The sequence below is a fragment of the Klebsiella sp. JB_Kp031 genome (assembly GCF_040064295.1).
Taxonomy (GTDB): domain Bacteria; phylum Pseudomonadota; class Gammaproteobacteria; order Enterobacterales; family Enterobacteriaceae; genus Klebsiella; species Klebsiella quasipneumoniae.
Genome location: NZ_JBEAJW010000033.1, coordinates 36144 through 61589 on the forward strand (window position 1 = coordinate 36144; position 25446 = coordinate 61589).

Sequence of the window (25446 nt, forward strand, 5' to 3'; positions counted from 1 at the left end):
CCAATTTGTTGTCAAACAGACCTGTTTTAACGCCTGCCCTGATTTCAGCGCAGGCGTTTTTTTCTTTCAGGGGATCGTCAACGCGAAGGCGGGGGAGAAGCGCTATCGCCCCGCAGGAGGCGATAGCCAGACCAGGTTATTGCTGAGGGTTATTCTGCAGCGTCAGCAGCAGGCCATCGCGGCGCATGGTGGCCGCTTCCTCCGGCTGATGCAGGCGATCCAGGGCATCGGCCAGCCAGGCGTAATCAAAGGCATCCGGACGCTGCTTAAGCGCGGCGCGGAAGGCGATGCTGGCCTCCTGCCATTCACCGTGCCGCATCAGCGACTGGCCCAGGGTGCTCCACAGCAGCGGACGGTCGCCAACGGCTTTGATCTGTTGGCGCAGTACTTTCTCCAGCTGTTCCGGGTTATTGGTCTTCAGGCGCGGGATCGGCATCACCAGACGATCGTCATACTGTTTCTTCAGACCATCAATGATAATTTGCTGCGCGGTATCGTGATCGTCGCTCTCGATGAGGCGCTCGGCCATCGCCACCTGCAGCGGCACCAGCGCCCGCGTTTTACGGCTCTGGTTGCGCCACCATTCACGCAGCCCCTCGCTGCCGCCATCGGCCAGCGCTTTGTCCATCAGGCCAACCCACGCCAGCTGTTCCAGCGCGGCGCGGTGCTCTTCATCGCCGACGTTAGCTTTCGCCATCGACGGAATGATATCCAGCAGCGACTGCCAGGCACCGGTGCGGGTATAAGCCTGTTCGGCGAGGCGCAGCACTTCCGGATGACGCGGGGTGATCTCCAGCAGCTTATCGATGCCATGGCGCGCGGCGTGATTTTCATTGCGCGCCAGCTGCAGGCGAACGCGGGTGATTTCCACCGGGATCAGATCATCGCCCGCCAGTTCTGTGGCGCGCTCCAGATGCTGGTTAGCCCGCGCTTCATCGCCGCGCTGCTGGGCCGCTTCCGCCGCCAGCAGATAGTTCACCACCGGCTGTTCGGCGTGATCGGCGTTTTTCGCCATCAGCTTCTCAACCTGCTGGTAATCACCTTCCGCCAGCTTAAGCAGCGCCTGCTCGGTTTGCTTACGCGCGCGACGGCGTTTACGGCCGACAAACCAGCCGCGCGTATGCGCCCCGGTGCGGAAAATGCGGCGCAGCAGCCATTCAATGGCGAACAGCACCACCATGGCGAGGATCAGGATAATCACCAGCCCGGTCACGCTGGTCTCGATATTGTAGTTATCAGTCTGGATCAGGACGTAGCCCTGATGGCCGGCGATCATCGGGCCAAGCACGATCCCGGCGATCAACAGTGCGAAGAGTAAAAGAATTTTCAGCATGCGTTACTCTCCTTGCGGCGCAGCGGGGGCGGCCGGTGCAGCAGGTGCAGACGGTGCAGGTGCGGGCGCGCCGCCCGCGGAAACGGCAGGCTGCGCCATCAGATTACGCACCCGGGTCTGCATCAGTTTTTCCAGCAACGCCTGGCTCTGCAGCGTCTCCGGCACCGTCATGGTAATGCTTTGCTGACTGAGTTTATCCACCTCTTCAAGAAAGGCTTTAGTGGTGGCGTCATCGGTATCGTAATAGGCGCGTACCCAGGTCGAGACGTTATCCAGCGATTGTTTCCAGGTCTCTTCCTGATGGCGCGGCACCGCCTGCGCGGCGACCAGCAGGCGAGAGCGAATATTTTCCCGCAGATAGATATCCTGATTCGGCGCCAGCAGCGGGACCGCCGTTTCATCGCGGCGGCGCACGGTGATAAAGCTGTCCATAAAATTCTGCCAGCTTTTCTGCAGATTGATGCGCCATTCGCTGATGGAGCTGGAGAGCTCATCGCTATCAGAATCCATCGGCGAATCGTCATCGTTATTATCCGCCAGCCGCAGGTTATCGATTTGGTTCGCCAGCTGATTAACCTTGAGGATCATGCCGTCGTAGTCCACCTGGTTCACCGCGGAGAGAGTGGCGATGTCGTCGGTAATCGCCCGGCGGGCGCCGATCAGGCTCGGGTCATTCATGTCGGCGAGACTGGCGTCGGCGCTTTTCAGCAGCGCGGCGGCGGTGGTGACATCCTGATCGCTCCACAGCTTACGTCCCGCCAGCTTGACGAGGAAGTCGGCCTGGGCCAGCAGCCAGGTTTTGGCGTCGCTACCGGAAATGACCGCCACTTTTTGCTGGACTTCGTCCAGCTGTTTGGCCAGCGTCTCCTGCTGGCGTTTTGCTTCGTTTAGCTGGTCGGCCTGCTGTTTGATAATGCCTTCCAGTTCGCTTTTTTGGCTCTCCTGCGCTTTTTGCAGTGCCGCGACCTGGCTTGATAATTCAGAGGTGGTTTCGTTTTGACGCGAGGCCTGCTGTTTGTTCAGGCCATACAGACCGATACCGGCGGCTATCGCAATGGCGATAGCGATCGCGCTGAGCGCCAGGCTGGTTTTGTTGCCAGCCTTCTTCTTATCAGTGTTCTCTGGCTGTGGTGTGGTCTCCACGGCCTCCCTGGTCTCTTCAACCACGGCGGATTGATTTTGTTGTTCCGTCATTATGGCTTCCAATGTTGAGAGTTATTGTAATGCGCGTAGCAGCGCATCGTTGTCGGCGCTATCGGCAACCTGAATCTCCTGCCAGCCCAGCTCCCGGGCCTGAAGGGCCAGACGTTCGCTGACAACGACAACGCGGCAGTGCAGGAGCCACCGTTCGCGATACCATTGCGGTATTAACGACCATAGCTGCTGCAGCATCTCGCCGCTGGTGACCACCAGCGTGGTGACCCCTCGAGATTGCCAGCGCATCGCTTCTTCTGCGCCATCGTAATGCTTTGCACTACGTTGATAACATTCACAAAATGTGACCCTGGCGCCGCGCTCGGTCAGCGTCGCGCCTAAGAGTTCCCGCCCGCCATTGCCGCGTAAGATCAGCGCATTTTTCCCGGCAATGTTTTGTAATTCAGGTAATTGTAGCAAGACTTCGCTAATTTCCCGATCTAACGGGTAATGGATATGCTGCCCGCTGACCGTATGCAGGGCCAGCGCCGTCGTGCGGCCAATGGCAAAATAGCGTGGGGAAGTGGGCCAGGGCAGCCCCTGTTGCTGCAGGCGGGCATGGGCGAACTCCACCGCATGCTGGGACAGCGCAAACAGCAGATCGTCAGGCCCGAGGCGGGCAAGCGCGTCGCCCAGCGCGGGAAGCTCCCGGCCAGGCGTAAATTCTATCAGCGGAAAGCCCCAGGCCACGCGTCCCATGGCCCGCAGACGGCTGACCAGCGCTTCTCCTTGCGGTAATGGACGAGTGACCAGGATGCTCATCGTGGGGCTTCTCCATCATAAACTGCCGCGAGAATGTCGCGCGCGCCGTTATCCAGGAGCTCTTCCGCCAGCGAGATGCCGAGCGCTTCGGCCTGCTCTGCTGGCCCGCGCCGTTCGCCGCGTACCATCTGCGAACCATCCGGGGCGCCAACCAGCGCCCGCAGCCACAGTTCGCCGTTGACGAGTTCCGCATAGCTGCCAATCGGCACCTGGCAGCCGCCTTCGAGACGAGTGTTCATCGCCCGCTCGGCGCGCACGCGCACTGCCGTTTCCGTATGGTTGAGAGGCGCTAGCAGCCCCTGGGTCCATGCATCGTCGAGACGGCATTCGATGCCGACCGCACCCTGGCCGACCGCCGGCAGGGATTGCTCCGGCGACAGCGGCTGGCGAATTCTCGCCTCGAGCTGCAGGCGCTTCAGGCCGGCGGCGGCGAGGATGATGGCGTCATACTCGCCGTTATCCAGCTTACTCAGTCGGGTACCGACGTTACCGCGTAGAGAGCGGATCACCAGGTCCGGACGAGTGGCGGCCAGCTGGCACTGACGGCGTAAACTTGATGTGCCAACGACGCTGCCGGCCGGGAGTTCATCAATCGAGGCATAGTGATTGGAGACAAACGCGTCGCGCGGATCGTCGCGCTCGCAGATAGTCACCAGCCCCAGACCCTCCGGGAATTCCACCGGCACATCTTTCATCGAATGAACGGCGATATCGGCGCGCCCTTCGAGCATGGCAAGCTCTAACTCTTTCACAAATAAGCCCTTGCCACCCACCTTTGCCAGCGGAGTATCAAGGATGACATCCCCGCGAGTGACCATCGGCACCAGCTCGACCTTCAGTCCGGGATGCGCGTGTTCCAGGCGCGCTTTAACATATTGCGCCTGCCATAGCGCAAGCGGGCTTTGCCGTGTGGCAATTTTCAAAACTTTGTCTAACATGCTTGTTACCGTCATTGTCGACCACTAACCATCCTAACATTGTTGTCTTACGGATGTTAGTTTTCACGGTTTATGTGGGAGATAGCTCCGGCCCACTCTTTTTTAACCTTTCATGCGCGTGGCGGTTGCCGGAGGCGTAGTGAGGAATTTACAGGTAATAAACGGTGCTACACTTGTATGTAGCGCATCTTTCTTTACGGTCAATGAGCAAGGTGTTAAATTGATCACGTTTTAAACCATTTGTCCGTCCGCTGCTCATCACAACCACACCGACGACGAATGGTGACGGTTTTTGTTGAAATACTGAAATCCTCCGTACTATTGTACCTCGGGTTTTTGAACATCAGGCGATATGTCTTGTACCTCTATATTGAGACACTGAAACAGAGACTGGATGCCATCAACCAATTGCGCGTGGATCGCGCGCTTGCTGCCATGGGACCCGCTTTCCAGCAGGTTTACAGTCTACTGCCAACGTTATTACATTATCATCACCCGCTGATGCCGGGTTACCTTGACGGTAACGTTCCCCGTGGCATTTGCCTCTACACGCCTGATGAAACCCAACGCCACTATCTTGAAGAACTGGAACTGCATCGCGGCATGCAGACCCAGGAGCCGCCAAAAGGCGAGCTGCCGATCACCGGCGTCTACTCGATGGGTAGTACCTCCTCCGTCGGCCAGAGCTGTTCTTCCGATCTTGATATCTGGGTATGTCACCAGGCCTGGCTGGATAGCGAAGAGCGCCAGCTGCTGCAGCGAAAATGCAGCCTGCTTGAGAGCTGGGCGGCCTCGCTCGGCGTGGAAGTCAGCTTCTTCCTGATCGACGAAAACCGCTTCCGCCATAACGAAAGCGGCAGCCTCGGCGGCGAAGACTGCGGTTCGACCCAGCATATTTTACTGCTCGATGAGTTCTACCGCACCGCGGTGCGTCTCGCCGGCAAGCGTATTCTGTGGAATATGGTGCCGTGCGATGAAGAAGAGCATTACGACGATTACGTCATGGGGCTGTATGCCCAGGGCGTGCTGACGCCAAACGAGTGGCTCGATCTCGGCGGCCTCAGTTCACTGTCGGCGGAAGAGTACTTCGGCGCCAGCCTGTGGCAGCTGTATAAGAGTATCGACTCGCCCTATAAAGCGGTGCTGAAAACGCTGCTGCTGGAAGCCTACTCCTGGGAATACCCCAACAACCGCCTGCTGGCGAAAGATATCAAACAGCGCCTGCACGACGGCGAGATCGTCTCCTTCGGACTCGACCCCTACTGCATGATGCTGGAGCGCGTGACCACCTACCTCCAGGCCATTGAAGATGAAACTCGTCTCGACCTGGTGCGCCGCTGCTTCTACCTGAAAGTGTGCGAAAAACTCAGCCGCGAGCGCGCCTGCGTCGGCTGGCGTCGCGAAGTCGTCAGCCAGCTGGTCAACGCGTGGGGCTGGGATGAAAAGCGTCTGATGATGCTCGACAACCGGGCGAACTGGAAAATTGATGAAGTGCGCAAGGCGCACAACGAACTGCTCGATGCGATGATGCAGAGCTATCGTAATCTGATCCGCTTCGCACGGCGTAATAACCTCAGCGTCTCCGCTAGTCCGCAGGATATCGGCGTGCTGACGCGTAAGCTGTATGCGGCCTTTGAAGCGCTGCCGGGCAAAGTGACGCTGGTGAACCCGCAAATTTCGCCGGATCTCTCGGAACCGAATCTGACCTTTATCCACGTGCCGCCGGGTCGCGCCAACCGTACCGGTTGGTATCTGTACAACCGCGCGCCGGATATGGAATCGATCATCAGCCATCAGCCGCTGGAATATAACCGTTATCTTAATAAGCTGGTGGCCTGGGCCTGGTTTAACGGCCTGCTGACCTCACGCACCCGCCTGTTTATTAAGGGCAACGGCATCGTCGATCTGGCGAAGCTGCAGGAGATGGTGGCCGATGTGTCGCACCACTTCCCACTGCGCCTGCCGGCGCCCACGCCAAAAGCGCTATACAGCCCGTGCGAAATTCGCCACCTGGCGATTATCGTCAACCTCGAATATGACCCGACGGCGGCCTTCCGCAATCAGGTGGTGCACTTCGATTTCCGCAAGCTCGATGTTTTCAGCTTCGGCGAAGAGCAAAAATGCCTGATCGGCAGCGTTGATCTGCTGTATCGCAACTCGTGGAATGAAGTGCGTACGCTGCATTTCAACGGCGAGCAGGCGATGATTGAAGCGCTGAAAACGATCCTTGGTAAAATGCATCAGGATGCCGCGCCGCCGGACAGCGTGGAGGTCTTCTGCTATAGCCAGCATCTGCGCGGCCTGATCCGCACCCGCGTACAGCAGATGATCTCCGAGTGCATCGAACTGCGTCTCTCCAGTACCCGTCAGGATACCGGGCGCTTTAAAGCGCTGCGCGTCTCCGGTCAGACCTGGGGACTGTTCTTCGAGCGTCTCAATGTTTCGGTGCAGAAGCTGGAAAACGCCATTGAGTTCTACGGCGCTATCTCGCACAACAAGCTCCATGGCCTGTCGGTGCAGGTGGAAACCAATCACGTTAAGCTGCCGGCGGTAGTGGACGGATTCGCCAGCGAAGGGATTATCCAGTTCTTCTTTGAAGACGCGGATAACAACGACAGCGGCTTTAACATCTATATTCTCGATGAGAGCAACCGCGCTGAGGTCTATCACCACTGCGAGGGCAGCAAAGAGGAGCTGGTGCGCGACGTCAGCCGCTTCTATTCGTCATCGCACGATCGTTTTACCTACGGCTCCAGTTTTATCAACTTCAACCTGCCGCAGTTCTATCAGATTGTCGAGGTGGACGGGCGCACCCAGGTGATCCCTTTCCGCACCCAGGCGATTGCCGCCGCGATCCCCACCAGCCAGGACGTTACCGCCTCGCCGGTGCTGCAGCAGCGCTACTCGTAGATTTGGCCCGGAAAAGGCGCAATGCGCCGTCATCCGGGAAACATGTCATTAACGGAATCTCACCGTCTCACCGGCCTGCTGGCTCGCCGCCTGCTCCAGCAGATCCCAGAAGGTTTCACCGCTGCGATCGCAGATCCACTCGTCGCCTTTGAGATCGAAATGGTAGCCGCCCTGTTTGGTGGCCAGCCACACCTGGTGCAGCGGCTCCTGACGGTTAATAATGATTTTGCTGCCGTTTTCAAAGCTAATGGTCAGCACGCCGCCGTTGATTTCGCAGTCGATGTCGCTATCGCCGTCCCAGTCATCCAGGCGTTCTTCGATGGTCATCCACAGGCTATCGGCCAGGCGATGGAATTCACTGTCGTTCATAATTTTATTCTGCTTTTTTGATTTTTGAAGATGGGTCGCAGTATAGCGCGAAACAAAAGCGCGCGCAGTCGGATGCTAAAGGCTTGCTTTTACGTCTTCTCCTGCGATGATAGAAAGCAGAAAGAATGAATCACGGGCAACTATCAATGAAAAACGTTTTTCCTACGCTTGCCGTTTTGTTTGCGATCTTCAGCCTGACCGGCTGCGGTCTGAAAGGGCCTCTCTATTTCCCGCCGGCTGATAAAACTGCGCCGCCGCCGACCAAACCGGTTAACCCGGGCATTCAGAGCTCAACGCCGGATCGTAACGATCGTGGCGATACTGGTGGTCCGAGCCAGGTCAATTACTAACGATAACGTTCTGTTCCGCGCAACTGGAGTAGATGATGCAGTTCTCTAAAATGCATGGCCTTGGCAACGATTTTATGGTCGTTGACGCGGTAACGCAGAATGTTTTTTTCTCGCCGGAGCTGATTCGCCGCCTGGCGGATCGCCACCTTGGCGTCGGGTTCGATCAGCTGTTGGTGGTGGAGCCGCCCTACGATCCGGATCTGGATTTCCATTACCGGATCTTTAATGCCGACGGTAGCGAAGTGTCGCAGTGCGGCAACGGCGCGCGCTGTTTCGCGCGTTTCGTCCGGCTGAAAGGCCTGACCAATAAACGTGATATCCGCGTGAGTACGGCCAACGGCCGTATGGTATTAAGCGTAACGGAAGACGATCTGGTGCGGGTGAATATGGGCGAGCCCAACTTCGAGCCCTCCCAGGTACCGTTCCGCGCCAACAAAGCGGAAAAGACCTATATCATGCGTGCCGCCGAGCAGACAGTATTGTGCGGCGTGGTGTCCATGGGGAACCCGCACTGCGTTATCCAGGTGGATGATGTGGATACGGCGGCGGTGGAAACCCTCGGCCCGGTGATGGAAAGCCATGAGCGTTTTCCGGAGCGCGCGAATATCGGTTTTATGCAGGTGGTCGGCCGGTCCCATATTCGTCTGCGCGTCTACGAACGCGGCGCGGGGGAAACCCAGGCCTGTGGCAGCGGCGCTTGCGCCGCGGTGGCGGTGGGGATCCAGCAGGGGTTGCTCGCTGAAACGGTACGTGTGGAATTACCCGGCGGTCGTCTTGATATCGCCTGGAAAGGCCCGGGCCAGCCGCTGTTTATGACCGGCCCGGCGGCCCATGTCTATGATGGATTTATTCATTTATGAAACCAATCGGGGAAGAACAGCAGGAGGTCGCCAGCGCATTGAACGATCGTGCAGTGGTGGACTATCTGTTGCAAAATCCTGAATTTTTTATTCGTAATGCCGCCCAGGTCGAACATCTCCGCGTCCCGCATCCGGTGCGCGGTACGATTTCGCTGGTGGAGTGGCACATGATGCGGGCGCGTAACCATATCCATGTGCTGGAAGAGAATATGTCGCTGCTGATGGAGCAGGCGGTAGCCAATGAAAGCCTGTTCCAGCGCCTGCTGCAGCTGCAAACGCGGCTGGCGGCGGCGGAGAGCCTCGACGATATGCTTAACCGCCTTCACCGCTGGGCGCGCGAGCTGGGGCTGGCGGGCGCCACGGTGCGCCTGTTCCCTGACAGCTGGCGCCTGGGCGCGCCTTCGAAGTTTACCCACCTGGCGTTAAGCCGGCAGGCGTTTGAGCCGATCCGTATTCAGCGTCTGGGCCAGGCGCGCCACTACCTTGGGCCGTTGAACGGTCCGGAGCTGCTGGTGGTATTGCCGGAGGCGAAAGCCATTGGGTCAGTGGCGATGTCGCTGCTGGGCGGCGATAATGCCCCTGGCGTGATGCTCTTTAGCAGCCGCGATGCGCAGCATTATCAGCCAGGACAGGGGACGCAGCTGCTGCAGGAGATCGCCCAGATGCTGCCCGGCCTGCTGGAGCGCTGGATTGAACGCGCATGACCGATTCTCCTCTCTTCTCCGCCGTCGCCCGCTTTCTGCGCCACCTTGGCGTTGAACGCCAGCTCAGCCCGATCACGTTACTGAATTACCAGCGACAGCTGGACGCGCTGATTGCCCTGGCGGATGAGGCGGGTCTGAAAAGCTGGTCGCAGTGCGATGCCGCTCAGGTGCGAAGTTTTGCGGTGCGCAGTCGCCGCGCGGGATTAGGCCCGGCAAGCCTGGCGCTTCGCCTGTCGGCGCTGCGCAGTTTCTTCGACTGGCTGGTCGGCCAGGGCGAGCTCAGCGCCAATCCGGCGAAAGGGATTGCCGCGCCGAAAATTCCCCGTCACCTGCCAAAAAATATCGATGTCGATGACGTCAATCGGCTGCTGGATATTGATCTCAACGATCCGCTGGCGGTGCGCGACCGGGCGATGCTGGAGGTGATGTACGGCGCGGGGCTGCGTTTGTCCGAGCTGGTCAACCTTGATATCAAACATCTCGATCTCGAAAGCGGCGAGGTCTGGGTGATGGGCAAAGGCAGCAAAGAGCGCCGCTTGCCGATCGGTCGCAACGCCGTGATGTGGATTGAGCACTGGCTGGATTTACGCGGCCTGTTCGGTACTGACGACGACGCGCTGTTTTTGTCGAAACTGGGCAAGCGCATTTCGGCGCGCAACGTACAGAAGCGGTTCGCCGAGTGGGGCATTAAGCAGGGGCTGAACAGCCATGTGCATCCGCACAAGCTTCGCCACTCCTTTGCCACCCATATGCTGGAGTCCAGCGGCGATCTGCGCGGTGTGCAGGAGCTGTTGGGTCATGCTAACCTCTCCACCACCCAAATCTATACCCATCTCGACTTTCAACACCTTGCCTCGGTGTACGATGCCGCGCATCCGCGCGCAAAACGGGGGAAATAATGCGTTTTTACCGACCTCTGGGCCAGATTTCCGCGCTGACGTTTGACCTGGACGATACCCTTTATGATAACCGCCCGGTCATTGACCGGACGATGCACGAGTCGCTGGCTTTTGTACGCAGCTACCATCCGTCGCTCAGCCAGTTCGACGCCCATGAGCTTAATCAGCTGCGCCAGACGCTGTTGGCATCCGAGCCTGAGATCTATCACGACGTGACCGTCTGGCGCCACCGTGCGCTGGAGTTAGGCATGCGTAACGCCGGACTCTCCGCCGACGAGGCGAAAGCGGGGGCCGATGCGGCGATGGAACACTTCGCCCAGTGGCGCAGCCGCGTCGATGTCCCGCAGGAGACCCACGATACGCTGGCGAAGCTGGCGGAGAAGTGGCCGCTGGTGGCGATTACCAACGGCAACGCCCGACCAGAGTTGTTCGGCCTGAGCGACTATTTCCGCTTTGTGCTGCGCGCCGGGCCGGATGGCCGCTCCAAGCCGTTTGCCGACATGTACCATCTGGCGGCGGAGCGCCTGAACTTACCGCTCGGGCATATTCTGCACGTCGGCGATGACCTGACCACTGACGTCGCCGGATCGCTGCGCTGTGGCATGCAGGCCTGCTGGATCAAACCGCAAGGCGCGGACCTGATGCACACCGCGGACAGCCGCCTGCTGCCGCATATTGAAATTTCACGGTTGGCATCTCTGACCTCGCTGATATAATCACCAGTTACTCTGTATATATTAACAGGGGTTCGTGGAACCCCTTCTCTTCCGGCGGTGCCAATGGACGTTTCTTACCTGCTCGACAGCCTTAATGACAAACAGCGTGAAGCCGTAGCGGCCTCGCGCACCAACATGCTGGTTCTGGCAGGGGCGGGCAGTGGTAAGACGCGCGTTCTGGTGCACCGTATCGCCTGGCTGCTGAGCGTGGAGAACTGCTCGCCGTATTCTATTATGGCGGTGACCTTTACCAACAAAGCGGCGGCAGAGATGCGCCACCGTATCGGCCAGCTGATGGGCACCACCCAGGGCGGCATGTGGGTGGGCACCTTCCACGGCCTGGCCCACCGCCTGCTGCGCGCGCACCATCTGGACGCCAACCTGCCGCAGGATTTCCAAATCCTCGATAGCGAAGACCAGCTGCGCCTGCTGAAGCGTCTGATTAAGGCGATGAACCTCGATGAGAAGCAGTGGCCGCCGCGTCAGGCGATGTGGTACATCAACAGCCAGAAAGATGAAGGGCTGCGTCCGCATCATATTCAGAGCTACGGCAACCCGGTCGAGCAGACCTGGCAGAAGGTCTATCAGGCCTATCAGGAAGCCTGCGATCGCGCCGGGCTGGTGGACTTCGCCGAACTGCTGCTGCGCGCCCACGAGCTGTGGCTGAATAAGCCGCATATCCTCCAGCACTACCGTGAGCGGTTCACCAATATCCTCGTCGACGAATTCCAGGATACCAACAACATTCAGTACGCGTGGATCCGCCTGTTGGCGGGCGATACCGGCAAGGTGATGATCGTCGGCGATGACGATCAGTCGATTTACGGCTGGCGCGGCGCGCAGGTCGAGAACATTCAGCGTTTCCTTAACGATTTTCCCGGTGCGGAAACCATCCGCCTTGAGCAGAACTATCGCTCGACCAGCAACATCCTCAGCGCCGCCAACGCCCTGATTGAAAACAACAACGGTCGCCTGGGCAAGAAGCTATGGACCGACGGCGCCGACGGCGAGCCGATCTCGCTGTACTGCGCTTTCAACGATCTCGACGAAGCACGCTTCGTAGTGAACCGGATAAAAACCTGGCAGGAGAACGGCGGGGCGCTGGAGCAGTGCGCCATCCTCTATCGCAGCAACGCCCAGTCGCGCGTGCTGGAAGAGGCGCTTCTGCAGGCCAGTATGCCGTACCGCATCTATGGCGGCATGCGCTTCTTCGAACGCCAGGAAATCAAAGACGCGCTCTCGTACCTGCGTCTGATCGCCAACCGTAACGACGATGCGGCGTTTGAGCGCGTAGTCAATACGCCGACCCGCGGCATCGGCGACCGCACGCTGGACGTGGTGCGCCAGACGTCACGCGATCGTCAGCTGACTCTGTGGCAGGCCAGCCGTGAGCTGCTGAAAGATAAAGCGCTGGCCGGTCGCGCCGCCAGCGCCCTGCAGCGCTTTATGGAGCTGATTGACGCGCTGGCGCAGGAGACCACCGATATGCCGCTGCACGTCCAGACCGATCGGGTGATTAAAGACTCCGGGCTGCGCGCGATGTACGAGCAGGAGAAAGGCGAGAAGGGTCAGACCCGTATTGAAAACTTAGAGGAGCTGGTGACGGCGACGCGCCAGTTTAGCTACAACGAAGAAGATGAAGATCTGATGCCGCTGCAGGCGTTCCTCTCCCACGCCGCGCTGGAAGCGGGCGAGGGACAGGCGGATACCTGGCAGGACGCGGTTCAGCTAATGACCCTGCACTCGGCGAAAGGGCTGGAGTTCCCGCAGGTGTTCATCGTCGGCGTCGAGGAGGGGATGTTCCCGAGCCAGATGGCCCTTGATGAAGGCGGCCGCCTGGAAGAAGAGCGTCGTCTGGCCTACGTCGGCGTGACCCGCGCCATGCAGAAGCTGACGCTGACCTACGCGGAAACCCGACGTCTGTACGGCAAAGAGGTTTACCATCGGCCGTCGCGCTTTATTGGAGAACTGCCGCAGGAGTGCGTAGAAGAAGTGCGTCTGCGGGCTACGGTGAGCCGCCCGGTAAACCATCAGCGACTGGGCGCGCCGATTGCCGAGAGCGATACCGGCTACAAATTAGGCCAGCGCGTACGGCATCCGAAGTTTGGCGAAGGCACCATCGTCAACCTCGAAGGCAGCGGCGAGCACAGCCGGCTGCAGGTGGCTTTTCAGGGTCAGGGGATCAAATGGCTGGTCGCGGCTTACGCCCGGCTCGAGGAAGTGTAACTTTAAGAAAAATATCATTATTTTGTAATATTCTGCTACCTTTATACGTTAAGGCGCCTGATTTGCGCTTTCGCGTTCCGTTGCGTGTTGACGCCGATTTTGCGCTGGCGTAACATGCGCGCACGATTACGCTAAGAGGACATTCGCCTTGGACACACCCAGTAGATACTGGCTCAATTCCCTGTCATCCAGGAACAACTCCTAAGGCTATCTCCTCTTGCTGATGGCCTTAGTGGTTGTCAGCGACTGCATTATTCCCGTCGCGCTGAGTCAGGCTGTTTAATGGTCTGAAACCCAATTTGTTTCTGTGTGCCCACCGAACTGTCCGATAATTTTTTTGCATTGGGAGTCCCGGTCATGCTGAGCGCATTTCAACTGGAAAACAATCGTTTAACGCGCCTGGAAGCCGATGAGATCAAGCACCTCGCCAGCTCGGTGTGGGTCGATCTGGTCGAGCCTGACGACGATGAGCGAAGCCGCGTGCAGACGGAACTGGGTCAGAACCTGGCGACGCGCCCGGAGCTGGAAGATATCGAAGCCTCCGCGCGTTTCTTTGAAGATGAAGACGGGTTACATATCCACTCCTTCTTCTTTTTCGAAGATGCCGACGATCACGCGGGTAACTCTACCGTGGCGTTTACCATCCGCGAAGGGCGCCTGTTTACGCTGCGTGAGCGTGAACTGCCCGCTTTTCGCCTCTACCGCATGCGCGTGCGTAACCAGACCCTGGTGGACGGCAACGCCTACGAGCTGCTGTTAGATCTGTTCGAGACCAAAATCGAACAGCTGGCGGATGAGATAGAAAACATCTACAGCGACCTGGAAAAGCTGAGCCGCGTGATTATGGAAGGGCACCAGGGCGATGAGTACGACGAAGCGCTGTCGACGTTGGCGGAGCTGGAAGATATCGGCTGGAAGGTCCGCCTGTGTTTGATGGATACCCAGCGCGCACTGAACTTTCTCGTGCGCAAAGCGCGCCTGCCGGCGGGCCAGCTGGAGCAGGCGCGGGAGATCCTGCGCGATATCGAATCCCTGCTGCCGCACAACGAATCGCTGTTCCAGAAGGTGAACTTCCTGATGCAGGCGGCGATGGGCTTTATCAACATCGAGCAGAACCGCATCATCAAGATCTTCTCGGTGGTGTCGGTGGTGTTCCTGCCGCCAACTCTGGTGGCCTCCAGCTACGGGATGAACTTTGAATTTATGCCTGAGCTGCACTGGAGCTTCGGCTACCCGGGGGCGATCGTCTTTATGATGCTGGCTGGCCTGGCGCCGTATCTCTACTTCAAGCGTAAAAACTGGCTGTAGTTGTTGTGCCGGATGCGCTGCGCCTATCCGGCCTGAGTGCTGTACTTTTGTAAGCCGGATAGGGCGGAGCCGCCATCCGGCAATGTCCTAGCTCCGACGCCCCCGCCTTTGCGTATACACCGCATCCATCACGAATATCGCCAGCGCCACCCAGATAAAGCCAAAGGTGACCATTTTATCCTTGCCCGGCACTTCGCCGTAGAACGTCACCGCCAGCAGGAACATCAGCGTCGGGCCGATGTACTGGAAAAAGCCCAGCGTGGAGAGCCGCAGACGCGTTGCCGCCCCGGTGAAGCACAGCAGAGGGATGGTGGTCACCACGCCCGCCGCCATCAGCAGCAGATTGAGCGACCAGGGGTTCTGCCCCATATGGCTGGTGGGGCTGTCGGTGATGCCGAACAGCCAAATCGCCGCCACCGGCAACAGCCACAGCGTTTCCACCAGCATGCCGGTCTGCGCATCGACAGCGATTTTCTTCCGCACCAGACCATAAAAGGCAAAGCTGAAGGCCAAACCAAGGCCGATTATCGGTAGCGAACCAAAGGTCCAGAGCTGCACCAGCACGCCGCAAAAGGCGAGGATCATCGCCAGCCACTGCAGGCGACGGAAACGTTCGCCAAGGAAAATCATCCCTAACAGAATATTCACCAGCGGGTTGATAAAGTAGCCGAGGCTGGCTTCCAGCATATGGTGGTTATTCACCGCCCAGATGAACAGCAGCCAGTTGCCACCGACCAGCACCGCAGAGAGTGCCAGCAGGAAGATCTTGCGCGGCGTCTTCAGCAGCTTTTTCACCTGCGGCCACTGACGGCTAACGCTGATGAGCGCCACCATGAAGAAGAAAGACCAGATCACGCGATGGGTCAGAATTTCATCGGCGGGAACATAGTAGATAAGTTTGAAGTACGCCGGCGCGATACCCCAGATAAAGTAGGCGGCGAGGGCCAGAATAATCCCCAACCGCGTCTGTTTCGCATCCATCGGTAAAATCCATTGCCAAAGAGAGTGATGTTACTCGATTTTGGGCAATCAACCCACCATATAGGTCGCTGTTGCGCTGGCAATATATACCTGAGCTTCGTTATGCAGTTCCACACGGGCTACCGCCACTTTATTGCCGGCGCGCAGCAGGGTGCTGGTCGCGGTAAAACGTTCGCCGCGGCCCGGACGCAGGTAGTCCACGCGCAGGTCGATGGTTCCCATGCGGGAAAGCCGCTGGCGCAGCTCTTCTTCATTGATGGTGTCATGGCGGGTAAGGGTGCTGCCAACGCAGACCAGACCTGCGGCGACGTCCAGCGCGGAGGCGATTACACCGCCATGCAGAATGCTTTGCGCCCAGTTGCCGACCATCATCGGCTGATTATTAAAGCTGAGCTGGGCAAACGCTTTTTCATAGCGCTCCAGTTCGAGGCCGAGGGCGCGGTTAAACGGCATGTGATAGACGAAAATCTCCCCCACCAGTTTCAGAGCTGCTTCGGCAGTAAGTTCAGACATAACACCGGTTCCATTCGTTAATAAAATGTTGATTTTATGCTTCTAAAATATTGATTTCCACTTTCGGAGTGGATTTGGGGGCAGGGGATTAATAAACAGGTAGAATGTCTTCAGGTGAAACAAAAATAAAAACTATTTATCAGGAGACCAGCATGCGTATCTCTTTGGCCTGCCTGGCGGCGCTGTGCGCGCTACCGGCTGGTGTTATGGCGCAGGATGCGTCGGTACACGACAAACCAGCAGTGCGCGGCAGTATTATCGCCAACCTGCTACAGGATCATGATAATCCTTTTCTGCTCTACCCTTATGAAAGCAACTATTTGCTCTACACGTGGACCAGCGATCTCAATAAAGAGGCGATTCGCAGCTATGACTGGGCCGAAAATGCCCGTAAAGATGAAGTGAAGTTTCAACTGAGCCTCGCCTTCCCGCTGTGGCGCGGCATCCTGGGGGATAATTCGCTGCTCGGCGCGTCCTATACCCAGAAGTCCTGGTGGCAGCTCTCCAACAGCAAAGAGTCGGCGCCGTTTCGCGAAACCAACTACGAACCCCAGCTGTTTCTTGGCTTTGCCACCGACTATCAGTTTGCCGGCTGGACGTTGCGCGATATCGAAATGGGATATAACCACGACTCGAATGGCCGCTCCGATCCCACCTCGCGCAGCTGGAACCGGCTCTATGCCCGCCTGATGGCGCAAAATGGCAACTGGCTGGTGGAAGTGAAACCCTGGTATGTGGTGGGCAGCACCGATGATAACCCGGATATCACCAAATATATGGGCTATTACCGCCTGAAGGTGGGTTACCAGCTGGGCGAGGCAATCCTCAGCGCGCAGGGGCAATATAACTGGAACACTGGCTACGGCGGGGCGGAGTTGGGGGTGAGCTATCCCATCACCAAACATGTTCGCGCTTACACCCAGATCTACAGCGGCTACGGCGAATCGCTTATCGACTATAACTTTAATCAAACGCGCGTCGGCGTCGGGCTAATGCTCAACGATCTGTTTTAATCGTTGCACTCTGGCTCGCAGGCGCTGAAAATAGCGCCTGTTTTCTTTTCAGGCAAATGGGGTCAACGTGGCACAGGCGGAAGTATTAAATCAGGAATCGCTGGCTAAGCAGGTTTTACAAGAGACCTTCGGCTACCAGCAGTTCCGCCCTGGCCAGGAGACGATTATCGAGACGGTGCTCGAGGGCCGTGACTGCCTGGTGGTCATGCCGACCGGTGGCGGCAAGTCACTGTGTTATCAGGTACCGGCGCTGGTTATGGGCGGCCTGACGGTAGTGGTCTCGCCGCTGATCTCGCTGATGAAAGATCAGGTCGATCAGCTGCTGGCCAACGGCGTGGCGGCGGCCTGTCTGAACTCGACCCAGAGCCGCGAACAGCAGCAGGACGTGATGGCCGGCTGCCGCAGCGGGCAGGTTCGTCTGCTGTATATCGCCCCGGAACGGTTGATGCTCGACAATTTCCTTGAGCATCTGGCGAACTGGAATCTGGCGATGCTGGCGGTGGACGAAGCGCACTGCATCTCCCAGTGGGGCCATGACTTCCGCCCGGAATATGCCGCGCTGGGCCAGCTTCGTCAGCGGATGCCGCAGATCCCGTTTATGGCGTTGACCGCCACCGCCGATGACACCACCCGCCGCGATATCGTCCGTCTGCTGGGACTTAACGATCCGCTCATACAGGTCAGCAGCTTCGACCGGCCGAACATCCGCTATATGCTGATGGAGAAATTCAAGCCGCTCGACCAGCTGATGCGCTACGTCCAGGATCAGCGCGGCAAATCGGGCATTATCTACTGCAACAGCCGTTCGAAAGTGGAAGATACCGCCGCGCGTCTGCAGAGCCGCGGCATCAGCGCGGCGGCTTACCATGCCGGCCTGGAAAACGACGTGCGCGCCGACGTGCAGGAGAAATTCCAGCGCGACGATCTGCAGATTGTGGTGGCGACAGTGGCCTTTGGGATGGGCATCAACAAGCCGAACGTCCGCTTTGTGGTGCATTTTGATATCCCGCGCAATATTGAATCCTACTATCAGGAGACCGGCCGCGCCGGGCGTGACGGCCTGCCGGCGGAAGCGATGCTGTTTTACGATCCGGCGGACATGGCGTGGCTGCGCCGCTGTCTGGAAGAGAAGCCCGCCGGGCCGCTGCAGGATATCGAACGGCATAAGCTGAACGCGATGGGGGCGTTTGCTGAAGCCCAGACCTGTCGTCGTCTGGTGCTGCTGAACTACTTTGGCGAAGGACGCCAGGAGCCGTGCGGCAATTGCGATATCTGTCTTGATCCGCCGAAGCAGTACGATGGCTTAATGGACGCCCGTAAGGCGCTCTCCACTATTTATCGGGTCAACCAGCGCTTCGGGATGGGTTATGTGGTGGAAGTCCTGCGTGGCGCCAACAATCAGCGCATCCGTGAGATGGGCCACGATAAGCTCCCGGTATACGGCATCGGCCGGGAACAGAGTCACGAGCACTGGGTGAGCGTGATCCGCCAACTGATTCACCTTGGGCTGGTGACGCAGAATATCGCCCAGCACTCCGCGCTGCAGCTGACCGAAGCCGCACGCCCGGTGCTGCGCGGCGACGTCCCGCTGCAGCTTGCCGTACCGCGTATCGTGGCGCTGAAGCCGAAGGCGATGCAGAAATCCTTCGGCGGTAATTACGATCGTAAGCTGTTTGCCAAGCTGCGCAAATTACGTAAAGCGATTGCCGATGAAGAAAACATTCCCCCGTACGTGGTCTTTAACGATGCGACGCTTATTGAGATGGCGGAGCAGTCGCCGCTAACCGCCGGCGAAATGCTCAGCGTCAACGGCGTGGGGACACGTAAACTCGAGCGTTTCGGCAAGCCGTTTATGGCGCTGATCCGGTCGCATGTCGATGGCGACGACGAGTAGTCAGCTGGCTATAAAAGTGCCAGAATAGTTATCCTCTTCATTATTTTCCTGCGAGTTAACTATGCTGATGCTTTTCCTTACCGTGGCGCTGGTGCATATCATTGCGCTGATGAGTCCGGGGCCGGATTTTTTCTTTGTCTCACAAACGGCCATCAGCCGCTCGCGCAGAGAGGCGATGATGGGAGTGCTGGGGATCACCTGCGGCGTAATGATCTGGGCGGGGGTAGCGCTGCTCGGCCTGAACCTGATCCTCGCCAGAATGGCGTGGCTGCACAACATCATTATGGTCGGCGGGGGCTTGTACCTGTGCTGGATGGGCTACCAGATGCTGCGCGGCGCGTTGAAAAAAGAGGCGGTATCCCCGCCAGAGCCGCAGGTTGAGCTGGCCCGCAGCGGACGCAGCTTTCTGAAGGGATTGCTGACCAATCTGGCGAACCCGAAAGCGATTATCTACTTCGGCTCGGTGTTCTCGCTGTTCGTCGGTGACAGCGTTGGCGCCGGCGCGCGCTGGGGTATTTTTCTGCTGATTATCATGGAGACGCTGGCCTGGTTTATGGTGGTTGCCAGCCTGTTCGCCCTGCCGGGGATGCGCCGCGGCTATCAGCGGATGGCGAAGTGGATCGACGGTATCGCCGGCACCCTGTTTGCGGGCTTCGGCATCCACCTGATTATCTCGCGTTAACCTGGCGTGATGCTCCACCCGGCTATATCCGGGTGGAGAAAGTGTCAGTGGCGAAGCCGCTGCAGCTCGTCTTCAGACAGACCGGTCATTTCCATAATCGCTTCGTCATCAATACCGCGTTTGCGCATCGCTTCGGCAACCTGCAGCAGGGCCTGATGTTTGCCTTCCTTTATACCTTCCTTTATACCTTCCTTTATACCTTGCTGTACGCCTTTCCTGATGCCTTTTTCCATACCTTCTGCGAGCCATGTTTCCGCCAGCGTCATCAGTAATCCTCCATGCTGCGGCACGCGCTGTGCCAGCCCGTATAAGAGTGTCCGAGTATCCTCGGCATCCCCTGCCTGAGCCATATAGTTTACCAATACGGTGATTTGTTGTCCGCTCATCTGCTCCAGCATTAAGAGTTGGGTCAACTTATCCAGCAATTGCGCCATATCGCGCTGACGGATGTGTTTTTGCACCAGCGTCAGGGCCGCCATGCTGCGGTGCTGCATAATGTCGTCGTCGGGGATCACCGTGATATCGACCAGCGGAAACGCTCCGCTATAGAGCTGGCGGGCGGTCTCGGGATCGGCGAAATTATCCAGCCAGCTCATAGACCAGGGATAGGGGCTGCGTCGTCCCTGATAGAAGAGGACCGGGATAACCAGAGGCAGCGTTTTATGGCCGTTCTCCAGATGGCGCTGCATGGCGGCGACGGCATAGCGCATTAAGCGAAAGGCCATCAGTTTATCGGGGGCGCTCTGGTGCTCGATCAGAACATGGACATACCCCTTACCGCGGGTGGTTTCCAGCGAATAGAGAATATCGCTGTAGTAGGGCCTGAGGTCGTCTTCAAGAAAGCTGCCGGATTCCAGACGTAGGGTATCCAGTTTGCAGATCGCTGTTAACGCCGGAGGCAGGTGGATCTCGATGAAATCGCGCGCCGTCTCTATCCGTGAGAGAAAAGTTTTAAATACCGCATCATGAGGGGTCGCCGTTTCTGCCATCGCCGTTCATCCGTGAATCACCTATCTGGCGGCATCCTGACACGGTGGGCTCTGCGTCGACAGCGGGCAAAAAAATTAATTTCCCACTTTGCGCGCCGGCTCGCGCAGAGAGATAGCTTCGCCCGCCAGGCGAACCTCTCTTTGCGAGCGAGATTTCATCATTCAGGCGTGACGGGCGGAGGCGAGGAGCGCCCCAACCAGCATAAACAGTGAACCAAAGACTTTATTCAGCGCCTTCATCTGCTTTGGCCCTTTAATACAGGCTGAAATGCGCTGCGCCAGGGTCGCATAGCCAATCATCACAATGATATCGACGACGATGGTGGTGACGCCCAGAACGAGATACTGCATCACCTGGGGCTGGTGGGGCAGGATAAACTGCGGAAACAGGGCGGCCAGAAAAACAATGCTTTTGGGATTGGTGAGATTCACGAACACCGCACGCTGGAACAGTTTGCCGCGCGTCTGCGCCTTCGCCAGCGTATTCAGGTCGATGGCCCCTGCCGCGCGCCATTGCTGGATACCCAGCCAGATAAGATAGGCTGCGCCGGCCCATTTCAGCACCTCAAAGGCCAGCACCGAGCGGGAGAACAGGGTGCCGAGACCGACGCCGACCAGCACGATATGAATGGCCAGCCCGGTCTGCAAACCGGCAATTGACGCCGCCGCGCCGCGGTATCCGTGGTTAATGGAGGTGGTCATGGTATTAATCGCTCCGGAACCCGGGGACAGGCTGAGAATGATTGATGTCAGCAGGTAGGCGAACCACCACTCAATGGTCATGAGAAACTCCCTGATTGTCTGTTTTTATGCCACAATACGCTATTGTGTCAGCATTGTGTGATACACGGCAAAAAAACGATTTTCAGCGGTTAACAGGGGTGTAAACCCGATGTTTGGGCAGAAAAAGGACTGGGAAACACGAGAAAACGCGTTTGCGGCCTTTAGCATGGGGCCGCTGACGGATTTCTGGCGACAGCGCGAAGAGGCTGAATTTAAAGGCGTCGACGATGTACCGGTACGCTTTGTTCGCTTTTGCGCGCAAAATCACGATCGACTGGTGCTGATTTGCCCTGGGCGCATTGAAAGCTACGTGAAGTATGCTGAAGTGGCCTACGATCTCTTTCACAGCGGCTTTGACGTGATGATCATCGACCATCGCGGTCAGGGTCGCTCGGGTCGTCTGCTCTCTGATACTCACCGCGGGCACGTGGTGAACTTCAGCGATTATGTTGATGACCTGGCTGCGCTCTGGCAGCAGCAGGTGGTCCCCGGCCACTGGCGAAAACGGTTTATCCTCGCTCACTCTATGGGCGGGGCGATTGCCACGCTCTTTCTGCAACGCTACCAGGCGCATTGCGATGCGATTGCGCTCTGCGCGCCGATGTTCGGGATTATCATTCGGCTGCCGGACTGGATGGTGCGCCATATTCTCGACTGGGCTGAGGGCCATCAGCGCATTCGCGAAGAGTATGCCATCGGCACCGGACGCTGGCGGGCGCTGCCTTTTGCCGTTAACGTGCTGACGCACAGTCGACAACGCTATCGTCGTAACCTGCGCTTCTATGCCGACGAGCCGCGACTGCAGGTCGGCGGCCCGACCTGGCACTGGGTGCGCGAAGGCATGCTGGCCGGTGACGAAGTGCTGGCGAATGTGGAAAAAGATACCGCCCCGACGCTGCTGCTGCAGGCGGAGGAGGAGCGGGTGGTCGATAATCTGATGCACGACCGCTATTGTGAATTACGGGCCGCCGCCGGCCATCCCTGTGAGGGCGGAAAGCCGCTCGTCATTGAAGGGGCATACCATGAGATCCTTTTTGAAAAGGACGCTATGCGCTCAGTCGCGCTCAATGCCATCGTCGAGTTTTTCAATCGACATACTTAATCCGACGATAACGCTCGTCGCCCTGCTTAGAGGTTAACTTTTTTATGTACCAGGTTGTTGCGTCTGATTTAGACGGCACGCTGCTTTCCCCCGATCATTTCCTGACCCCCTATGCCAAAGAGACGCTGAAGCTGCTTACCGCCCGTGGGATCAATTTCGTCTTCGCCACCGGCCGACACTACATCGACGTCGGGCAGATCCGCGATAATCTTGGCATCCGGTCGTACATGATCACCTCTAACGGCGCCCGCGTTCACGATAGCGATGGTCAGCAAATCTTCGCCCATAACCTTGACCGTGATATTGCCGCCGACCTGTTTGAGATCGTGCGTAACGACCCGAAAATCGTCACTAACGTCTATCGGGAAGATGAGTGGTATATGAACCGCCATCGCCCGGAAGAGATGCGCTTTTTCAAAGAGGCGGTGTTTAACTACAAGCTGTATGAGCCGGGCGAACTGGATCCGCAGGGGATCAGCAAGGTGTTCTTTACCTGTGAGGATCACGAACATTTGCTGCCGCTTGAGCAGGCGATGAACGCCCGCTGGGGCGATCGCGTGAACGTCAGCTTCTCCACCTTAACCTGCCTGGAGGTGATGGCGGGCGGGGTATCGAAGGGGCATGCGCTGGAGGCAGTGGCGAAAATGCTCGGCTACAGTCTGTCAGATTGCATCGCTTTCGGCGACGGCATGAACGACGCCGAGATGCTGTCGATGGCCGGCAAAGGCTGCATTATGGCCAACGCCCACCAGCGGCTGAAGGATCTGCATCCGGAACTGGAAGTGATCGGTAGCAACGCCGACGATGCGGTCCCGCACTACCTGCGTAAGCTGTACCTCGACTGACAAAGATTGACGACTGGCGAATAATTACCCAGTCGTCAACCTGACTCTTCGCTACAATGCCTGTTCTTTATCCAACGAGACGACCATTGTGGCGCTGTTAATTATCACCACTATCCTGTGGGCCTTTTCTTTTAGCCTGATTGGCGAGTACCTGGCCGGTAGCGTCGACAGCTATTTTTCGGTACTGATGCGCGTGGGCCTGGCGGCGCTGGTGTTCCTGCCTTTCCTGCGCACGCGAGGCCAGTCTCCGCGCACGATCGTGCTCTATATGCTGGTGGGCGCGATGCAGCTTGGCATCATGTACCTGCTGGCCTTCCGCGCTTATCTCTATCTGACGGTCTCGGAATTCCTGCTGTTTACCGTGTTTACCCCGTTGTATATCACGCTGATCTACGATCTGCTCAGCGGACGGAAACTGCGCTGGGGCTATCTGCTGAGCGCCGCGCTGGCGGTGCTGGGGGCGGCGATTATCCGTTACGACAAAGTCAGCGATCATTTCTGGACCGGGCTGTTACTGGTGCAGTTGTCAAACCTCTGCTTCGCCATCGGGATGGTGGGTTACAAGCGCCTGATGGAGGTGCGTCCGATGCCGCAGCACAATGCCTTTGCCTGGTTCTATGTCGGGGCCTTTATCGTGGCGGTGGCGGCGTGGTTTATGCTCGGCAACGCCCAGAAGCTGCCGACCACCACGCTGCAGTGGAGCGTGCTGGTGTGGCTCGGCGTGGTGGCTTCCGGGCTGGGCTACTTTATGTGGAACTATGGCGCCACCCAGGTGGATGCCGGCACGCTGGGGATCATGAATAACGTCCATGTCCCCGCCGGGCTGCTGGTTAACCTTGCCATCTGGCAGGAGCAGCCGCACTGGCCGAGCTTTATTAGCGGAGCGTTGGTGATCCTGGCCTCGCTGTGGGTCCATCGACGCTGGGTCGCTCCGCACTCCGGACAAACGGCAGATGATCGCAGGCGTGGTTCCGCGCAGAGCGAATAAACGCTTCGGTGACCGGTTGACGCTGCTCGCCATCGCGAACGGCCGCGTACAGCCGGCTCCATAATCCCTCTCCCAGGGTTTTGGTCACCACCAGACCCTGGCGTTCAAAACTTTCCACCACCCAGTGCGGCAGCGCGGCGATGCCCATCCGGGCTGCCACCATCTGGATCAGCAACAGCGTGTTATCGACGCTTTTTAGCTGGGGGCTGATACCGGCCGGCTGCAGGAAATGGCGCCAGATGTCGAGGCGTCCGCGCTGTACGGGATAAATCAGCAGCGTTTCCGCGGCCAGATCCTCCGGCGTAATCAGCGTCTTCATGGCTAACGGGTGCTCAGGCGCCAGCACCAGGCGCACCTCATAATCAAACATTGGCGAGTAATGCAGACCGCTGCGCGGCAGGATATCGGAGGTCATCACCAGATCCAGTTCGCCCTGCTGCAGCGCAGGCTGCGGGTCGAAGGTGACGCCGGAATGGAAGTCGACTTCCACGTGTGGCCAGCGGGCGCGGAAATTCTCCAGCGCCGGCGTCAGCCACTGAATACAGCTGTGGCATTCGATAGCCAGCCGCAGCCGGGTCTGCTGCGGTTCGTTACAGTCCTGCAGGGCGCGGGCGATCTGCGGCAGCACCTGGTTGGCCAGCTGTAAGAGGATCTCCCCCTGAGGGGTAAAACGCAGCGGCTGGCTCTTACGCACAAAGAGACGAAAGCCAAGACGCTGTTCCAGATCGCTGAACTGGTGAGACAAGGCGGACTGGGTCTGGTGCAGGGCAGCCGCTGCGCCCGCCAGTGAACCGCTATTCCGCAACGCTTGCAGCGTTTTCAGATGTTTAATTTCGATCATGAAAGTCCTTCACTTCGCCATGAGCATTTTGCGCTTGAGGAATATACAGTAACTGCCAATTATGGATGTGTAAACATCTGGACGTCTAAAACTCGTCATATTTCGACTTGCAGATGCGTTGGCTGCCTCGCTTACCCCAGTCACTTACTTCAGTAAGCTCCTGGGGATGCGCATCGTTGCCGCCTTCCTGCAAGCCGAACTATTTAGAGTTTTTCTTCAGATTCAATGAAATAAGAGAGGAACAAA

At 58.1% G+C, this 25446-nt stretch carries 25 protein-coding genes; 15 read left to right on the forward strand and 10 right to left on the reverse strand.

Translation table 11 applies throughout. The features are described from left to right. Positions 1 to 136: 136 nt before the first annotated feature. From hemY to hemC, 4 genes are read right to left on the reverse strand one after another with little or no spacing between them, the layout of a single operon-like run. The gene (gene hemY, locus ABLV64_RS15625) at positions 137 to 1333 is read right to left on the reverse strand and encodes a protoheme IX biogenesis protein HemY (RefSeq protein WP_004886811.1); all 1197 of its coding nucleotides are present in this window, start codon (positions 1331 to 1333) and stop codon (positions 137 to 139) included. A gap of 3 nt (positions 1334 to 1336) precedes the next feature. After that, positions 1337 to 2527, reverse strand: a complete 1191-nt coding sequence (gene hemX / locus ABLV64_RS15630) for a uroporphyrinogen-III C-methyltransferase (RefSeq protein ID WP_004886808.1) — start codon at positions 2525 to 2527, stop codon at positions 1337 to 1339. A gap of 21 nt (positions 2528 to 2548) precedes the next feature. Further along, a complete protein-coding gene (hemD, locus tag ABLV64_RS15635) occupies positions 2549 to 3289 on the reverse strand; it encodes a uroporphyrinogen-III synthase (protein ID WP_017899402.1) in 741 nt (246 codons plus the stop codon). Further along, positions 3286 to 4227 carry a hydroxymethylbilane synthase gene (hemC, locus tag ABLV64_RS15640; RefSeq protein ID WP_004886804.1) on the reverse strand — a complete coding sequence of 314 codons (942 nt, stop codon included), beginning with the start codon at positions 4225 to 4227 and terminating at the stop codon, positions 3286 to 3288. The genes hemD and hemC overlap by 4 nt, the downstream gene beginning before the upstream one ends. A gap of 357 nt (positions 4228 to 4584) precedes the next feature. On the opposite strand from hemC, the gene cyaA reads away from it, so the two are divergent. Next, complete coding sequence (gene cyaA / locus ABLV64_RS15645) at positions 4585 to 7137, forward strand: class I adenylate cyclase (RefSeq protein WP_002883383.1); 2553 nt, start codon at positions 4585 to 4587, stop codon at positions 7135 to 7137. 48 nt (positions 7138 to 7185) lie between these two features. Here cyaA and cyaY read toward each other — a convergent pair whose 3' ends face one another. After that, positions 7186 to 7506, reverse strand: a complete 321-nt coding sequence (gene cyaY / locus ABLV64_RS15650; RefSeq protein WP_004886799.1) for an iron donor protein CyaY — start codon at positions 7504 to 7506, stop codon at positions 7186 to 7188. A 146-nt stretch (positions 7507 to 7652) separates the two neighbouring features. On the opposite strand from cyaY, the gene ABLV64_RS15655 reads away from it, so the two are divergent. The 8 genes from ABLV64_RS15655 to corA all read left to right on the forward strand — a co-directional run bounded on the left by ABLV64_RS15655 (position 7653) and on the right by corA (position 14569). Next, on the forward strand, positions 7653 to 7856 hold the full coding sequence (locus ABLV64_RS15655; protein WP_004886794.1) for a lipoprotein: 204 nt from the start codon (positions 7653 to 7655) through the stop codon (positions 7854 to 7856). Between the two features lie 35 nt (positions 7857 to 7891). Further along, positions 7892 to 8716 carry a diaminopimelate epimerase gene (gene dapF, locus ABLV64_RS15660; RefSeq protein WP_002883394.1) on the forward strand — a complete coding sequence of 275 codons (825 nt, stop codon included), beginning with the start codon at positions 7892 to 7894 and terminating at the stop codon, positions 8714 to 8716. Further along, positions 8713 to 9420 carry a DUF484 domain-containing protein gene (locus tag ABLV64_RS15665; RefSeq protein WP_004886790.1) on the forward strand — a complete coding sequence of 236 codons (708 nt, stop codon included), beginning with the start codon at positions 8713 to 8715 and terminating at the stop codon, positions 9418 to 9420. The genes dapF and ABLV64_RS15665 overlap by 4 nt, the downstream gene beginning before the upstream one ends. Further along, a complete protein-coding gene (xerC, locus tag ABLV64_RS15670) occupies positions 9417 to 10319 on the forward strand; it encodes a tyrosine recombinase XerC (RefSeq protein WP_004886788.1) in 903 nt (300 codons plus the stop codon). Before ABLV64_RS15665 ends, xerC begins: the two co-directional genes overlap by 4 nt. Further along, on the forward strand, positions 10319 to 11035 hold the full coding sequence (yigB, locus tag ABLV64_RS15675) for a 5-amino-6-(5-phospho-D-ribitylamino)uracil phosphatase YigB (protein ID WP_004886786.1): 717 nt from the start codon (positions 10319 to 10321) through the stop codon (positions 11033 to 11035). The genes xerC and yigB overlap by 1 nt, the downstream gene beginning before the upstream one ends. Before the next feature lie 63 nt (positions 11036 to 11098). Then, positions 11099 to 13261, forward strand: coding sequence for a DNA helicase II (uvrD, locus tag ABLV64_RS15680; protein WP_004886784.1), 2163 nt, complete (start codon positions 11099 to 11101; stop codon positions 13259 to 13261). Between the two features lie 148 nt (positions 13262 to 13409). Continuing rightward, entirely contained in the window at positions 13410 to 13466 is a 57-nt protein-coding gene (gene ysgD, locus ABLV64_RS15685; RefSeq protein ID WP_212743980.1) for a YsgD/CorL family protein, read from the forward strand. Positions 13467 to 13618: 152 nt separating this feature from the next. Next, positions 13619 to 14569: a magnesium/cobalt transporter CorA gene (corA, locus tag ABLV64_RS15690; RefSeq protein ID WP_002883400.1), complete on the forward strand. Its 951-nt coding sequence runs from the start codon at positions 13619 to 13621 to the stop codon at positions 14567 to 14569. An 87-nt stretch (positions 14570 to 14656) separates the two neighbouring features. Here the strand turns inward: corA and rarD are convergent, their stop codons facing one another. Further along, positions 14657 to 15550 (reverse strand): EamA family transporter RarD, encoded by an 894-nt coding sequence (gene rarD / locus ABLV64_RS15695; RefSeq protein ID WP_017899396.1) that lies wholly within the window; start codon positions 15548 to 15550, stop codon positions 14657 to 14659. A 48-nt stretch (positions 15551 to 15598) separates the two neighbouring features. Then, the gene (gene yigI / locus ABLV64_RS15700) at positions 15599 to 16063 is read right to left on the reverse strand and encodes an acyl-CoA thioesterase YigI (RefSeq protein ID WP_002883404.1); all 465 of its coding nucleotides are present in this window, start codon (positions 16061 to 16063) and stop codon (positions 15599 to 15601) included. Positions 16064 to 16215: 152 nt separating this feature from the next. On the opposite strand from yigI, the gene pldA reads away from it, so the two are divergent. The 3 genes from pldA to rhtC all read left to right on the forward strand — a co-directional run bounded on the left by pldA (position 16216) and on the right by rhtC (position 19652). Next, the gene (pldA, locus tag ABLV64_RS15705) at positions 16216 to 17076 is read left to right on the forward strand and encodes a phospholipase A (protein ID WP_004886777.1); all 861 of its coding nucleotides are present in this window, start codon (positions 16216 to 16218) and stop codon (positions 17074 to 17076) included. A 67-nt stretch (positions 17077 to 17143) separates the two neighbouring features. Continuing rightward, a complete protein-coding gene (recQ, locus tag ABLV64_RS15710; protein ID WP_004886773.1) occupies positions 17144 to 18970 on the forward strand; it encodes an ATP-dependent DNA helicase RecQ in 1827 nt (608 codons plus the stop codon). Positions 18971 to 19031: 61 nt separating this feature from the next. Next, entirely contained in the window at positions 19032 to 19652 is a 621-nt protein-coding gene (gene rhtC, locus ABLV64_RS15715) for a threonine export protein RhtC (protein WP_004886772.1), read from the forward strand. A gap of 44 nt (positions 19653 to 19696) precedes the next feature. On the opposite strand, the gene ABLV64_RS15720 is transcribed toward rhtC, so the two are convergent. Together ABLV64_RS15720 and rhtB are read right to left on the reverse strand one after the other, a co-directional pair. Next, positions 19697 to 20641, reverse strand: coding sequence for an Rpn family recombination-promoting nuclease/putative transposase (locus tag ABLV64_RS15720; protein WP_345759364.1), 945 nt, complete (start codon positions 20639 to 20641; stop codon positions 19697 to 19699). Positions 20642 to 20803: 162 nt separating this feature from the next. After that, positions 20804 to 21424 carry a homoserine/homoserine lactone efflux protein gene (rhtB, locus tag ABLV64_RS15725; protein ID WP_217325172.1) on the reverse strand — a complete coding sequence of 207 codons (621 nt, stop codon included), beginning with the start codon at positions 21422 to 21424 and terminating at the stop codon, positions 20804 to 20806. A gap of 109 nt (positions 21425 to 21533) precedes the next feature. On the opposite strand from rhtB, the gene pldB reads away from it, so the two are divergent. The 3 genes from pldB (at position 21534) to ABLV64_RS15740 (ending at position 24359) form a co-directional block, all read left to right on the forward strand. Further along, positions 21534 to 22526, forward strand: a complete 993-nt coding sequence (pldB, locus tag ABLV64_RS15730) for a lysophospholipase L2 (protein ID WP_004886768.1) — start codon at positions 21534 to 21536, stop codon at positions 22524 to 22526. A 44-nt stretch (positions 22527 to 22570) separates the two neighbouring features. After that, positions 22571 to 23371: a sugar/pyridoxal phosphate phosphatase YigL gene (gene yigL, locus ABLV64_RS15735; protein ID WP_017899394.1), complete on the forward strand. Its 801-nt coding sequence runs from the start codon at positions 22571 to 22573 to the stop codon at positions 23369 to 23371. An 88-nt stretch (positions 23372 to 23459) separates the two neighbouring features. Continuing rightward, positions 23460 to 24359: a carboxylate/amino acid/amine transporter gene (locus ABLV64_RS15740; protein ID WP_002883414.1), complete on the forward strand. Its 900-nt coding sequence runs from the start codon at positions 23460 to 23462 to the stop codon at positions 24357 to 24359. Here ABLV64_RS15740 and metR read toward each other — a convergent pair. Next, a complete protein-coding gene (metR, locus tag ABLV64_RS15745) occupies positions 24247 to 25200 on the reverse strand; it encodes an HTH-type transcriptional regulator MetR (RefSeq protein ID WP_017899391.1) in 954 nt (317 codons plus the stop codon). The genes ABLV64_RS15740 and metR overlap by 113 nt on opposite strands. Positions 25201 to 25446 lie beyond the last annotated feature (246 nt).

Bases quoted from the DNA above. Each gene is read 5' to 3' on its own strand.
- dapF (WP_002883394.1), top strand. From the start codon at position 7,892: ATGCAGTTCTCTAAAATGCATGGCCTTGGCAACGATTTTATGGTCGTT.
- hemC (WP_004886804.1), bottom strand. From the start codon at position 4,227: ATGTTAGACAAAGTTTTGAAAATTGCCACACGGCAAAGCCCGCTTGCG.
- hemY (WP_004886811.1), bottom strand. From the start codon at position 1,333: ATGCTGAAAATTCTTTTACTCTTCGCACTGTTGATCGCCGGGATCGTG.
- yigB (WP_004886786.1), top strand. From the start codon at position 10,319: ATGCGTTTTTACCGACCTCTGGGCCAGATTTCCGCGCTGACGTTTGAC.
- ABLV64_RS15665 (WP_004886790.1), top strand. From the start codon at position 8,713: ATGAAACCAATCGGGGAAGAACAGCAGGAGGTCGCCAGCGCATTGAAC.
- rarD (WP_017899396.1), bottom strand. From the start codon at position 15,550: ATGGATGCGAAACAGACGCGGTTGGGGATTATTCTGGCCCTCGCCGCC.
- uvrD (WP_004886784.1), top strand. From the start codon at position 11,099: ATGGACGTTTCTTACCTGCTCGACAGCCTTAATGACAAACAGCGTGAA.
- pldA (WP_004886777.1), top strand. From the start codon at position 16,216: ATGCGTATCTCTTTGGCCTGCCTGGCGGCGCTGTGCGCGCTACCGGCT.
- ABLV64_RS15655 (WP_004886794.1), top strand. From the start codon at position 7,653: ATGAAAAACGTTTTTCCTACGCTTGCCGTTTTGTTTGCGATCTTCAGC.
- ABLV64_RS15720 (WP_345759364.1), bottom strand. From the start codon at position 20,641: ATGGCAGAAACGGCGACCCCTCATGATGCGGTATTTAAAACTTTTCTC.
- rhtB (WP_217325172.1), bottom strand. From the start codon at position 21,424: ATGACCATTGAGTGGTGGTTCGCCTACCTGCTGACATCAATCATTCTC.
- rhtC (WP_004886772.1), top strand. From the start codon at position 19,032: ATGCTGATGCTTTTCCTTACCGTGGCGCTGGTGCATATCATTGCGCTG.
- pldB (WP_004886768.1), top strand. From the start codon at position 21,534: ATGTTTGGGCAGAAAAAGGACTGGGAAACACGAGAAAACGCGTTTGCG.
- cyaY (WP_004886799.1), bottom strand. From the start codon at position 7,506: ATGAACGACAGTGAATTCCATCGCCTGGCCGATAGCCTGTGGATGACC.
- metR (WP_017899391.1), bottom strand. From the start codon at position 25,200: ATGATCGAAATTAAACATCTGAAAACGCTGCAAGCGTTGCGGAATAGC.
- hemX (WP_004886808.1), bottom strand. From the start codon at position 2,527: ATGACGGAACAACAAAATCAATCCGCCGTGGTTGAAGAGACCAGGGAG.
- yigL (WP_017899394.1), top strand. From the start codon at position 22,571: ATGTACCAGGTTGTTGCGTCTGATTTAGACGGCACGCTGCTTTCCCCC.
- xerC (WP_004886788.1), top strand. From the start codon at position 9,417: ATGACCGATTCTCCTCTCTTCTCCGCCGTCGCCCGCTTTCTGCGCCAC.
- hemD (WP_017899402.1), bottom strand. From the start codon at position 3,289: ATGAGCATCCTGGTCACTCGTCCATTACCGCAAGGAGAAGCGCTGGTC.
- yigI (WP_002883404.1), bottom strand. From the start codon at position 16,063: ATGTCTGAACTTACTGCCGAAGCAGCTCTGAAACTGGTGGGGGAGATT.
- corA (WP_002883400.1), top strand. From the start codon at position 13,619: ATGCTGAGCGCATTTCAACTGGAAAACAATCGTTTAACGCGCCTGGAA.